Origin of the sequence: Bacillus sp. RCC_6_1, from assembly GCF_041360755.1 — a bacterium.
Classification (GTDB): Bacteria; Bacillota; Bacilli; order Bacillales; family Bacillaceae_G; genus Bacillus_A; species Bacillus_A cereus.
Map to the genome: position 1 here is coordinate 453307 of NZ_JBFUPV010000002.1, position 12820 is coordinate 466126.

The window sequence follows — 12820 nt, forward strand, 5'->3', positions numbered from 1 at the left end:
TCAGCGCCTCGATCTGCTTGGTTCTCTAAATCCTCCTTTTTAAACGTGTATTGAAAGGAAGTTTAAAAAGTCCGGTTTAGATAACTGTCGTATCTCATCGTTGCTTCGCCAGTCCGGTGCTCGAGTAGTATTTTTCTACACTGCGCTCCTCCTGGCTTCAGCGCCTCGATCTGCTTGGTTCTCTAAATCCTCCTTTTTAAACGTGTATTGAAAGGAAGTTTAAAAAGTCCGGTTCAGATAACTGTCGCATCTCATCGTTGCTTCGCTAGTCCGGTGCTCGAGTAGTATTTCTACACTGCGCTCCTCCTGGCTTCAGCGCCTCGATCTCCTCGGTTCTCTGAATCCTCTTTTTTAAACGTGTATTTAGGAAGAAATGAAATTCTGGTCTATGTTTTCATTTTCGAAATATGTATTTTTAGGAATTCTATAACTTTTTCTATACAAATAGTCGGAAAAACGCTAGAATACATGGTAGACCATTTTTGTAATAGGAGTGTAGAGCTGAATGTTACATCAATTTTCACGTAATGAATTAGCCTTCGGTAAAGAAGGACTTGAAATATTAAAAAATAGTACAGTCGGTATTTTAGGAATTGGCGGCGTAGGTTCATTTTCAGCTGAAGCGTTAGCGCGTTCTGGAGTAGGACGTCTCGTATTAGTTGATAAAGACGTTGTAGATATTACAAACGTAAACCGTCAAATTCACGCTTTAGTATCTACTGTAGGACGTTCAAAAGTAGAATTAATGAAAGAGCGTATTGCAGACATTAATCCGGAATGTGAAGTAATTGGACTAGAAATGTTTTATACAGATGAAACATATGAAGAGTTTTTTAAACACGGTTTAGATTTCGTAGTGGATGCATCTGATACGATTACGTTCAAAATCCATTTAATTAAACAATGTTTACGTCGTAAAATTAAAATTATCTCATGTATGGGTGCAGCAAATAAAATGGACCCAACTCGTTTCCGTATTGCGGACATTTCTAAAACACACACAGATCCGATTGCGAAAGTCATTCGTACGAAGCTTCGTAAAGAGGGTATTAAAAAAGGTGTAAAAGTTGTCTTCTCTGACGAAAACCCAATCGTAATTCGTGAAGAAGTACGTAAAGAAATCGTACCAGACGAAAATGCAAAAATTCGTAAAGCGAAATTACCGCCTTCATCAAATGCATTCGTACCATCTGTGGCAGGCTTAATTATGGCAAGTCACGTTGTACGTGAACGTATTAAAAATGTAGAAGTGAAACGTGTAGGGCAAGAATAAAAGAAAAGCATATATCCATTTTGGATATATGCTTTTTTATATGTATTAAAGAAATATGGAAATTTGCATCACTACTAGTTCAAATGTAAGTAAGGTTAGTAAGTAAAAATCATATTTATCTGATTTATAGGCGGATGTCTTTTTTAGACTGTTAATGGTGAAAAGAGCTAAAGTCAGGACGAGAAGGCCAAGAGTTATTTTGAAGATTATTAATGAAATAGCAACCATCCCCCTTTAAAGGTATATGTTTATAATAACATTTTAGTAAAAAATATCTAATCCGTTTTAGGAGTTTCCTTGTATGACAAGGAGGAATGTTATTGTCAATCTTTGTCGTTAAATCGATATCCTTTATTGAATCGTTGATATATTGCAAATTGTGATAGATATATTCGAAAAATCGTTGATATATTGCAAGTTACGATAGATATATTCGAAAAATCGTTAATATAATTTCATTTACCGACATGTATATATATGATTTACCGAAAACAAACAAGGATGTCACTCAGTTAAAAAAGTGACATCCCTGTTTTTAATTCTCAGCAGAATAAATAATATCTAAATTCCCGTTTTGATCGGTTTTGAAAATCGGGGCAATTTGCTCTTCTTGCTCTTCGACCGAAACAAGTTTTCGAGCACGATCCATAATTCGAACAAGCATCGCGTAATCTTCTTCGATTGCTTGTTGTTTTTTTGTGAGTACCGCTAATTTCGTTTCAAGTTCATGATTCGTTTTTTGCAGAGAAGTGAGCTGAGCTTGTAATACATCATTTTCAGTTTGCAACTTTGCGAGTGAAGGGTTATTATGCTCCAAGTTTTGCAAAAATGAGATGACATTTTGCATCGTAAGTTCTTGTTTACTTGGCGTAATATCTTCAGAAAACTCAGCATCGATTACGAGTTGTTTCGTTTTCGTGAACTGATTTTTTTCTATTTTAGCTTCAGAGCGCTTTAATTCTTTACGTTGTTTCTTCGCAAGCTGCACAGCATCTTCGTAATTCGGTCTTACTTCAGCATTCCATCTAAAGCCGCAAGCTGCTGAAGTCCGATTCAACGTATCGCCGACTTCATCAAATGCTTTTATTTGTGTACTTCCACTGCGAATATGTCGTAAAACAGTTTCTGCTAAAAGGAGATCATCTTCTTTTGTCCATGCATCTTGACGTGTTTTCATAAGCGAAGCCTCCATAATGGTGACGTTTTCGTTTATGTTACCCTTTATTTTTCGTTTTATTCGAAGTTTGTAATCTTTCATAAACAGTAGAAAGGGCTTGCTCAAATTTCCCTGTCGTTTTCGGTTTATAATATTGCTTGTTTTTTATTTTATCAGGTAAGTATTGTTGCCTTACCCAGCCGTTTGGATGGTCGTGTGGATATAAATATCCAATGCCTCTTCCAAGTGATTCTGCGCCTTTGTAATGACTATCTTTTAAATGGCTTGGAATGTCACCTGTTTGACCGTTGCGTAAATCGTGTAATGCAGCATCGAGTGCTTTATAAGCTGAATTTGATTTTGGTGATAAGCATAGCTCGATAACGGCATTTGCAAGTGGGATGCGTGCTTCTGGGAATCCAACTCGTTCAGCTGATTCAATTGCAGCTAGTGTACGTGGTCCAGCTTGTGGGCTAGCAAGTCCAATATCTTCATAAGCCATAATAAGAAGGCGTCTGCCAATACTTTGTAAATCACCTGCTTCAATAAGGCGTGCTAAATAATGGAGCGCTGCATTTACATCACTTCCGCGCACTGATTTTTGAAATGCTGATAATACGTCATAATGAGCATCGCCGCCTTTGTCGTGAACGAAGCTCTTCTTTTGTAAGCATTCTTCCGCAATCTCGAGTGTGATTTCAGCCGCTTGATCGTCTGTAGTAAAGCTAGATAATACAGCAAGCTCAAGTGCGTTATAAGCGGAACGCATATCACCACCAGAGGCGTTTGCAAAGTGATGTAGTGCTTCATCTGTTACCGTTACAGCATATTCTCCAAGGCCTTTTTCTTTATCTTCTAAAGCTCTTTTTAACCCAATTAAAATATCATCTTCTGTTAGTGCGTGTAATTCGAAAATTTGACACCTGCTTCGAATAGCGGAGTTTATTGCATGGAATGGATTACTTGTCGTTGCGCCAATTAAAGTAAGAAGTCCGCTTTCTAAGTGAGGTAATAGAAAGTCTTGCTTTGCTTTATCTAGACGGTGAACTTCATCTAAAATTAAAACGAGGTGTCGATGCATCTTCGCTTCTTGTACGACAACTTCCATATCTTTTTTATTGTGAGTAACAGCATTCAATAGACGAAACGGGGTACCGGTACTTCCAGCAATTGCACTGGCAATGGATGTTTTTCCTGTACCTGGAGGACCGTATAAAATCATAGATTGAAAATGATTGGCTTGGACCATTCGCCATAAAATCTTTCCTTCACCAACTAAATGTTGTTGCCCAATAATTTCTTGAATATTTGTAGGGCGCATTCGATGTGCGAGTGGTTGTTTCATTTGGACCGTCTCCCTTAATATATAATCTCGTTCTATCGTATCATTTTTTTCTACGAAATTTGAAATAGGATGCTGTTTTATGGGAAAAATAAAGGATAATATTTTCATTTTTCTTTCAATTGTAATAATTCCCGAGTTTTTCAATGTGATTTTATGTTATCATTTTGATACACAAGTTGAAATTTCTTATAATACTATATTATGCTATAATTTCATAGGATTTTAAATTGTGTTCTTTTTATAAATAAGATATAACCAATAGAAGTGAAAATTTGAAAAGAGGTGCAAAATAGATGAAAATTTCAACGAAAGGCCGCTATGGCTTAACAATTATGATTGATCTTGCAAAAAAGTTTGGTGAAGGTCCGATTTCATTAAAATCAATTGCGCAGGCGCATGACTTATCCGAGCATTACTTAGAGCAATTAATTTCACCACTTCGTAACGCTCGTCTTGTAAAGAGTACGCGCGGGGCATATGGCGGATATGTATTATCTGATCAACCGGCTAACATTACAGCTGGGGATGTAATCCGTGTATTAGAGGGACCGATTAGTGTTGTAGAAATGATAGAAGAAGAAGAGCCAGCGCAGCGCCAGTTATGGATGCGTGTTCGTGATGCGGTGCAAGAAGTGTTAGATAGTACAACGTTAGAAGATTTAGTACGTTATGAGGAAGAAAATCACGGGGGCTATATGTTTTACATTTAATTCCTTGTGAAACGATTTGGAAAGAAGGAGATTTAATGGAACGCATTTACTTAGATCATGCTGCGACATCTCCGACTCACCCAGAAGTGGTCGAAAAGATGATTCCATATATGACAGAAATATTCGGGAACCCGTCTAGTATTCACTTTTATGGACGTCAAACTCGTCACACAGTAGATGAGGCGAGAAGAGTGTGTGCACGCAGCATTCATGCGAATCCGAATGAAATTATATTTACGAGCGGTGGTACAGAAGCTGATAATTTAGCGCTTATCGGTGTAGCACGTGCGAACCGTCATAAAGGTAACCACATTATAACGACGCAAATTGAACATCATGCGATTTTGCATACGTGCGAATTGTTAGAGCGTGAAGGGTTTGAAGTGACATATTTACCTGTCGATGAAACAGGGCGCATTCAAGTTTCTGACATACAAAAGGCATTAACAGAAGAGACGATTCTTGTATCTGTTATGTTTGGGAATAATGAAGTAGGGACGATGCAACCGATTGTGGAAATAGGAAAGCTGTTAAAAGAGCATCAAGCGTATTTCCATACAGATGCGGTACAAGCTTACGGTTTAGTAGAAATTAATGTGAAAGAGTTTGGTATTGATTTATTATCAATTTCAGCTCATAAAATTAACGGGCCAAAAGGTGTAGGTTTCTTATACGCTGGTGCAAATGTGAAATTTGAACCGTTATTAATAGGCGGAGAGCAAGAAAGAAAACGCCGTGCTGGTACGGAAAATGTGCCTAGTATTGCTGGGCTTCAGTATGCAATTCTTATAGCTGAAAAAACTCGTGAGCAAAAAAATGCCCAATATGAAGAGTTTAAAGATATAATGGTATCTGTCTTCAAAAATGAAGGCATTACTTTCGAGGTAAACGGAAACTTAGAACATCGCTTACCGCATGTACTTAATGTAAGTTTTACAGGAATGAACATTGAACCGTTTCTTGTGAACTTAGACTTAGCTGGCATTGCAGTATCAAGTGGTTCTGCTTGTACAGCTGGTTCGATTGATCCATCACATGTATTAGTAGCGATGTTTGGAAAAGACTCCGATCAAATACGTTCATCCGTACGCTTTAGTTTTGGACTTGGAAATACGAAAGAGCAAATTGAAAAAGCGGCGTACGAAACAGTGAAAATCGTGAAGCGATTAACACAAAATTAGCATGGGAGGTGACATGATGAACAAACTACCTCACGAAACACGCGTTGTCATCGGTATGTCTGGTGGCGTCGATTCATCTGTAGCAGCACTTTTATTAAAAGAGCAAGGTTATGATGTAATCGGAATTTTTATGAAAAACTGGGATGATACAGATGAGAATGGTGTCTGCACAGCAACAGAAGATTACAATGATGTAATTGAAGTGTGTAACCAAATTGGTATTCCGTATTATGCAGTAAACTTTGAAAAACAATACTGGGATAAAGTATTTACGTACTTCTTAGATGAGTACCGAGCTGGTCGTACACCAAACCCAGATGTAATGTGTAATAAAGAAATTAAATTTAAAGCATTTTTAGAGCATGCAATTGCGCTTGGTGCGGATTATGTGGCAACAGGCCATTATGCACGCGTTGCTTATATGGACGGCGAATATAAAATGCTTCGCGGTGTTGATGACAATAAAGATCAAACATATTTCTTAAATCAATTAAGCCAAGAGCAATTATCAAAAACAATGTTCCCGTTAGGTGAATTAAAGAAACCGCAAATTCGTGAAATGGCGAAAGAAGCTGGCTTAGCGACAGCGGCGAAAAAAGATAGTACAGGTATTTGCTTCATTGGTGAGCGTAACTTTAAAGATTTCTTAAGTAACTACTTACCGGCACAACCAGGTGTAATGCAAACATTATCTGGTGAAGTGAAAGGGAAGCATGACGGTTTAATGTATTATACAATTGGACAACGTCATGGCCTTGGAATTGGTGGTAATGGTGATCCATGGTTTGCTGTTGGGAAAAATCTAAAAGAAAACATTTTATATGTTGATCAAGGATTCCATAACGAACTTCTATATGGTGATGAAGTTATTGCTACGAATGTAGGATGGGTAAGTAACAAAGAAAAAGAAACAGAATTTAAGTGCACGGCGAAATTCCGTTATCGTCAAGAAGACAATAAAGTAACGGTTCAAATCGTTGATGAAAATACAGTTCGTATTCTTTGTGATGAGCCAATTCGTGCAATTACACCAGGACAAGCAGTCGTTTTCTATGATGGAGATGAGTGCTTAGGCGGTGCTACAATTGATGAAGTATACCGTAGTGGTAAGAAATTGGATTATTTAGGATAAATGAGAAGCCTCTGCCGATTAGCGGTTAGAGGTTTCTTTTACATAAAGCGAATTTTCGTTCGCTTGGAAAATACATTCTTTGTTATAATTTGTTGTAGAGGTGAAGGACATGTCAAACAAACTTGAAACAGGTATTCAATATATGCAAGAAGGAAACTGGGAAGAAGCAGCTAAAAATTTTACAGAAGCAATCGAAGAAAATCCGAAAGATGCGCTTGGGTACATTAATTTTGCAAATTTATTAGACGTATTAGGTGATAGCGAGCGAGCGATTTTATTTTATAAACGTGCACTAGAGTTAGATGATAAATCTGCAGCAGCCTATTATGGTTTAGGAAATGTATATTATGGCCAAGAGCAATTTACTGAAGCGAAAGCTGTATTTGAACAAGCAATGCAAGCTGGATTACAATCAGCTGATGTAACATTTATGTTAGGTATCACACATGTACAGCTTGGAAATGATCGTCTTGCACTACCATTCTTACAAAGAGCAACAGAATTAGATGAAAACGATGTAGAAGCTGTATTCCAGTGCGGACTTTGCTTCGCGCGATTAGAACACGTTCAAGAGGCGAAACCTTATTTTGAAAAGGTATTAGAAATGGATGAGGAGCATGCAGATGCGTATTACAATTTAGGTGTTGCGTACGTATTTGAGGAAAATAATGAGAAGGCTCTCGCTTTATTTAAGAAAGCAACTGAAATTCAGCCAGATCACTTTTTAGCGGGTAATGGCGTTCGTTTGTTAGAGCAAGAAGCTGAATAAGATAAAAATATAGTTTAATGGGTAGTTATCCCTCATCTAAAAAGGTGGGGGATGTACTGCTCATTAAAGTGAAAATACCGGAAAGGAGAGGAAAAATGGGAAATCAACATGCAATGGATTTGTTTGAGGAAGAGAAAAAGTTTATAAAAGCGCAAGTTCTTCATACCATTTTCCACAACGAAGAAAACCTCTATTCCGTTGTCAGTATGAAAGTCATTGAAACGAATGAAACGTATGACGAAAAGAAAGTAATGATAAACGGTCATTTTCCCCGCATGCATGAAGATGAAGTGTTTACATTGACAGGTCATTTTAAGGACCATCCAAAGTATGGAAAACAATATATGGTTGAAACATTTAAAAAAGAATTGCCGCAAACAAAAGCAGGTATGGTGCAATATTTAGCGAGTGATTTATTTAAAGGGATAGGAAAGCGTACAGCTGAAAAAATTGTGGACCATCTCGGAGAACATGCTATTTCTAAAATTATGGATGACCCTGAGGCATTAAATGGTGTCGTTAATAAACAAAAGGCTCAGGAAATATATGAGACAATTGTTGAACATCAAGGGCTAGAGAAAGTAATGAGCTTTTTAAATGGCTACGGTTTTGGAACGAAACTTTCTATTAAGATTTACCAGCAATATAAAGAGATGACATTAGAAGTGATTCGTAATAATCCGTATCAACTTATCGAAGAAGTGGACGGGATTGGTTTTGGAAGAGCGGATGATATAGGGCGTGCGTTAGGGATATCGGGTAATCATGACGACCGTGTACGCGCAGGATGTTTTTACACATTAGAGAATGTCTCATTACAACTTGGTCACGTTTATATGAGGAAAGATCAACTTGTAAGAGAAACGATGTCACTTTTAAACAATCAAGAAGGAAGAGTGACTGAGGAAGATATTATAGGTTGTATTGAAACGATGCAAAGTGAAGGGAAAGTCATCATAGAAGAAGAACGAGTGTATTTAGCAACGTTATTCTACTCTGAGAAAGGTGTTGTAAAGTCTATTCGCAGGCTTATGAATCAAGAAGAAACACCTTCATTTCCAGAAGCAGAAGTGTTAAAAACGTTAGGTGAAATTGAAGAACAACTGAACGTACAATATGCACCGTTTCAGCAAGAAGCAATTCAAACGGCACTTCATAAACCGATGATGTTATTGACAGGTGGACCAGGAACAGGGAAAACAACAGTTATTAAAGGGATTGTTGAAATGTATGCATCACTACACGGGTTATCGTTAAATCCGAATGAATACAGTGATGATAATCCATTTCCAATACTATTAACAGCTCCAACAGGAAGAGCAGCGAAGCGGATGAGTGAATCGACAGGACTTCCAGCTTGCACAATTCACCGTTTACTTGGTTGGACGCCAGAAGGATCTTTCCAGCGTAATGAAACGGATCCTGTCCAAGGTAAGCTCCTTATTATCGATGAATTTTCAATGGTTGATATTTGGCTTGCAAATCAGCTATTTAAGTCGTTGCCGACGAACATTCAAGTTATCGTTGTAGGTGACGAAGATCAGTTGCCATCTGTAGGACCTGGACAAGTATTAAAAGATTTATTAAATGCAGGCGCAGTTCCGACAGTGAAGCTTACTGAAATTTATCGTCAAGCGGAAGGCTCATCAGTGATTCAACTTGCCCATGCGATAAAAAATGGAACTCTACCACCAGATTTAGCACAAAATCAAAAAGATCGTTCATTTATCGGCTGTACAGGAGCTCAAATTGTTGAGGTTGTGAAAAAAGTTTGTGAAAATGCTAAAACAAAAGGCTTTAGCGCAAGAGATGTACAAGTATTAGCACCGATGTACCGCGGGCCTGCTGGTATTAATGTATTAAACGAAGCGCTGCAACAAGTATTTAATCCGAAGAGGGAAAAGAGTAAAGAAATTGCTTACGGTGATGTTGTGTACCGAAGAGGCGATAAAGTACTGCAACTCGTGAATCAGCCGGAGAGCCAAGTGTTTAATGGTGATATTGGGGAAATTGTTTCGGTGTTTTATGCGAAAGAAAACGTTGAGCAACAAGATATGATTATCGTTTCATTTGATGGAATTGAGGTAACGTATACGAAGCCCGATTTAAATCAAATTACGCATGCATATTGTTGTTCCATTCATAAATCACAAGGTAGTGAATTTCCGATTGTTATTATGCCAATCGTGAAAAGTTACAACCGTATGTTACGTCGTAATTTAATTTACACGGGCATTACAAGAAGTAAGAAGTTCCTTATTATTTGCGGAGAGGAAGCAGCTTTCCAATCTGGTGTAAATCGCCTTGATGATGCAATGCGTCAAACAACCTTAGCTAGTCGCTTGCAAGAATCACAAGGAGAAGTACAGATGGTCACAGTTAATGGCGAGGAAATGGACGTGGAAAACATTTCACCGTATGATTTCATGTAACAAGGTGAAATTATATAGTGAAACTTTCAAACGCATAGCGTTGAAAGGCTCCAGTAAAATGTATAAATGAATGCAGTTTGGACATAATGGCGAATAGAATCTGGGAGACTGTAAGGAGATGAAAGCCATATGTTTATTTGTCCAAATTGCAAAGGGAAAGACATTGGAAAAATAGGTGTCAACCAATTTTATTGCTGGAATTGTTATATCGAATTATCGGTTTCAAAGGGGAAAATCCATACGCATCAAGTTGAGGAAGATGGTTCACTAAGCTCTCTTGATGATTTATTTGATGAGAATGAAAGAACGATCGGATAACGAAAAGGGGGATTTACTTTGAATCTACGCAATTCATTAATCGCATTAGGTGTTGGAGCTGCAGCATATCAATATGCTCGTAAGCAAGATGTATTTTCAAAACGCAATATGAAAAAAGCACGTAAGATGATTAAGTCTTACTTATAATCATTTCGATAAAGTGAAAAACTCCCTTGTAGACAAGGGAGTTTTTTTATGCACCCATATGCAAATAAAAAAGTCCGATCTCTGAGAAAAGATAAGATAGACCGTAGCAGCCAACGCCAAGTATTCCATACTGCCATAATTGCTTCGCTTTTTCTTTACGTGAGGAATGAATAAAGAACCCCTTCCAAATACCGAACCCGATACAAATCCATTCAAGAATCATAAAAAGTGCTGATAATCCAAGCATAAACAAAACCATAATTAGCCCTCCTGATTATATTAATTCATGCTGTATTCTCAGGGGTGGTTGTCCTTGTTATGTTATTTATATGTACGTCTTTAAAAAACAGTATGGTCCGTATGAAAAGATTTTAAAAGTTTCGCACATAACCTACCCCATTTATTTTCAAAATAAAGGTGGAGGAGGTTTTTCATGTGAAGAATCTTAAAATCATTTGGATATATCGTTTAGGATTATTGTTACTTGTTTTTCTTTGTCTGCTCGTCTTTTTAAAAATTAAGCCGCTATGGGCACCGATTATTTTTGTATTTAAAGTAGCAATCACGCCGTTTCTTATCGCGTGTTTTATTGCGTATTTATTGCACCCTTTAATTGAAAAAATTCATAAGGAAGGGATGCCCCGTACACTTGCCATTTTGCTCATTTATATCCTTTTCTTTGGCGGAATTGGTTATGGGATTTATAAAGGAACACCAGTCGTTATTAAACAGTTACAAGAGATTAATGAACAATTTCCGCAGTTTACAAAAATGTACGATTCGTGGATGGATGGCGTTACAGAACAAACGGCGAATTTCCCTTCGTTCATTCATGAAAAGGTGAAACAACTTTTTGTGGGTGTGGAAACGAAGATTCAAGCGCTTTTAAATAAAGTGATGAGTACAGCTCGTGGTGTACTCGATTCATTGCTCATTATTTTCTTAATACCGTTCATTGTATTTTACATATTAAAAGATTATGGTGAGTTTTATCATATCTTTTGGAAACTAGTCCCAAGTAAATGGCGAGGTACGGGGCAAATGCTTGCGAAAGAAATTGATAAATCACTTGGAAGTTATATTCGAGGACAGTTATTTGTTTGTTTAGTATTAGGGGGAGTATCAGCTCTTTCTTTTTGGTTTATCGGTATGAAATATCCATTATTGCTTGGCATTATTATTGGGGTAACGGATATAATCCCGTACTTCGGTCCTATTTTAGGAGCAATCCCGACGTTAATGATTGCAGCAACAGTATCAACGAGTTTACTTATTAAGGCGGGGATCACAATTGCGATTTTGCAATTTGTGGAGAGTAACATTTTATCGCCTTACATCGTTGGTAAGTCACTTCGTATGCATCCCGTTATTATTATGCTTGCCTTACTAGTTGGGGGAGAGGTAGCTGGGATTGTAGGGTTGCTAATATCGGTTCCGATTTTAGCAGTTATTCGCACTGTCATTGTTCATGTGAGACCGCTCTTGAAAAAAGAAGATGTGTAAGTATAGAAGCCCTCTATGTAAGAAATAGAGGGCTAATCATATATTTATTTAGAAAGCTGCTCGTGTATCTTTTGAACGAGGGAGCTCACATCATTTGTTTGAATATGTTTTATTTTTTTCCATTCGTTATCATACATAAATACAATTTGATTGTTGAAAAGACGCTTTTGTTCTTTTAGATTAGAAATTTTTGCGAAAGAGTACTCTTCAAATATTGGATTCTTACTTACATCTGGCCCATAAAAGAATAGCCTTTTGTTCGTTAAAATTAGCAATCCTGGCCTTGCGACGGAACGATAAATAAATATGTCTAATGAACATGCTGCGTAAAATAATATCGTTTCGTCAGTCGCTAATATGTTTTTAGCTTTGCTAAGTAAGGTTGTCATTGTGATCGCTCCTTTATTTTATTAACAATAATTTAATTATAACAAAAAAAGTAATATTTAGAAATTTTTATAAATTATTCTTATAAGGAGATTCCGATTTATTAATAAATGCATACTATATGAAAAGGCTGTTAAGAATGAATAGTAGAATACTTATGATTAATAAGTAATTAATCCAATATAAATGATTATCTACATTGACAAACTTAAGAGAATTCTATTATATTTAGTCATATAATACATTAAATCAATGACGGAACAAGTACGTTACAGTCCATTTATAGAGAGAAGCTTCCATATGGCTGAAAGAAGCTTTAAATGAAGGGTAACAGAAAGCTAATCCTGAGAGCAGCTAATCACTGCCGTCTTGCCACGTTACGGCACCATGAGGTGATGAATTGATTGTTATTGTAATCAATTCATAATTAGGGTGGTATCGCGAGTTAACTCTCGTCCCTTTTATAG

Annotated in this window: 13 protein-coding genes and 1 other annotated feature; of the genes, 9 read left to right on the forward strand and 4 right to left on the reverse strand. The window is 37.1% G+C overall.

Annotated features, from left to right (window positions below; all coding sequences use genetic code 11):
* The first annotated feature begins 505 nt into the window (after window positions 1-505).
* Window positions 506-1273, forward strand: a complete 768-nt coding sequence (locus AB6801_RS08420) for a tRNA threonylcarbamoyladenosine dehydratase (protein ID WP_000903182.1) — start codon at window positions 506-508, stop codon at window positions 1271-1273.
* A 535-nt stretch (window positions 1274-1808) separates the two neighbouring features.
* Here the strand turns inward: AB6801_RS08420 and AB6801_RS08425 are convergent.
* Complete coding sequence (locus tag AB6801_RS08425; RefSeq protein WP_000857722.1) at window positions 1809-2450, reverse strand: RsfA family transcriptional regulator; 642 nt, start codon at window positions 2448-2450, stop codon at window positions 1809-1811.
* A gap of 37 nt (window positions 2451-2487) precedes the next feature.
* The gene (locus AB6801_RS08430; RefSeq protein WP_000812919.1) at window positions 2488-3774 is read right to left on the reverse strand and encodes a replication-associated recombination protein A; all 1287 of its coding nucleotides are present in this window, start codon (window positions 3772-3774) and stop codon (window positions 2488-2490) included.
* Window positions 3775-4067: 293 nt separating this feature from the next.
* Here AB6801_RS08430 and cymR point away from each other — a divergent pair, with 293 nt between their 5' ends.
* The 7 genes from cymR to AB6801_RS08465 all read left to right on the forward strand — a co-directional run bounded on the left by cymR (window position 4068) and on the right by AB6801_RS08465 (window position 10463).
* Entirely contained in the window at window positions 4068-4484 is a 417-nt protein-coding gene (gene cymR, locus AB6801_RS08435) for a cysteine metabolism transcriptional regulator CymR (protein ID WP_000704116.1), read from the forward strand.
* A gap of 35 nt (window positions 4485-4519) precedes the next feature.
* Window positions 4520-5665 (forward strand): cysteine desulfurase family protein, encoded by a 1146-nt coding sequence (locus tag AB6801_RS08440; RefSeq protein ID WP_000439893.1) that lies wholly within the window; start codon window positions 4520-4522, stop codon window positions 5663-5665.
* 16 nt (window positions 5666-5681) lie between these two features.
* The gene (mnmA, locus tag AB6801_RS08445) at window positions 5682-6797 is read left to right on the forward strand and encodes a tRNA 2-thiouridine(34) synthase MnmA (RefSeq protein WP_001038010.1); all 1116 of its coding nucleotides are present in this window, start codon (window positions 5682-5684) and stop codon (window positions 6795-6797) included.
* Between the two features lie 109 nt (window positions 6798-6906).
* Window positions 6907-7566, forward strand: a complete 660-nt coding sequence (locus AB6801_RS08450; protein ID WP_000066409.1) for a tetratricopeptide repeat protein — start codon at window positions 6907-6909, stop codon at window positions 7564-7566.
* Window positions 7567-7661: 95 nt separating this feature from the next.
* The gene (recD2, locus tag AB6801_RS08455) at window positions 7662-9998 is read left to right on the forward strand and encodes an SF1B family DNA helicase RecD2 (RefSeq protein WP_000528086.1); all 2337 of its coding nucleotides are present in this window, start codon (window positions 7662-7664) and stop codon (window positions 9996-9998) included.
* A 129-nt stretch (window positions 9999-10127) separates the two neighbouring features.
* Complete coding sequence (locus tag AB6801_RS08460; RefSeq protein ID WP_000469281.1) at window positions 10128-10316, forward strand: hypothetical protein; 189 nt, start codon at window positions 10128-10130, stop codon at window positions 10314-10316.
* An 18-nt stretch (window positions 10317-10334) separates the two neighbouring features.
* Window positions 10335-10463, forward strand: a complete 129-nt coding sequence (locus AB6801_RS08465) for a YrzQ family protein (protein ID WP_001053553.1) — start codon at window positions 10335-10337, stop codon at window positions 10461-10463.
* A gap of 46 nt (window positions 10464-10509) precedes the next feature.
* Here the strand turns inward: AB6801_RS08465 and AB6801_RS08470 are convergent, their stop codons facing one another.
* Window positions 10510-10722, reverse strand: coding sequence for a hypothetical protein (locus AB6801_RS08470; protein ID WP_000242535.1), 213 nt, complete (start codon window positions 10720-10722; stop codon window positions 10510-10512).
* Between the two features lie 176 nt (window positions 10723-10898).
* Here AB6801_RS08470 and AB6801_RS08475 point away from each other — a divergent pair, with 176 nt between their 5' ends.
* Window positions 10899-11966, forward strand: coding sequence for an AI-2E family transporter (locus AB6801_RS08475; protein ID WP_000793128.1), 1068 nt, complete (start codon window positions 10899-10901; stop codon window positions 11964-11966).
* Window positions 11967-12010: 44 nt separating this feature from the next.
* Here AB6801_RS08475 and AB6801_RS08480 read toward each other — a convergent pair whose 3' ends face one another.
* Window positions 12011-12355, reverse strand: a complete 345-nt coding sequence (locus AB6801_RS08480) for a PH domain-containing protein (RefSeq protein WP_000209579.1) — start codon at window positions 12353-12355, stop codon at window positions 12011-12013.
* A 241-nt stretch (window positions 12356-12596) separates the two neighbouring features.
* Window positions 12597-12816: a binding site (T-box leader), on the forward strand.
* Window positions 12817-12820: the final 4 nt, after the last annotated feature.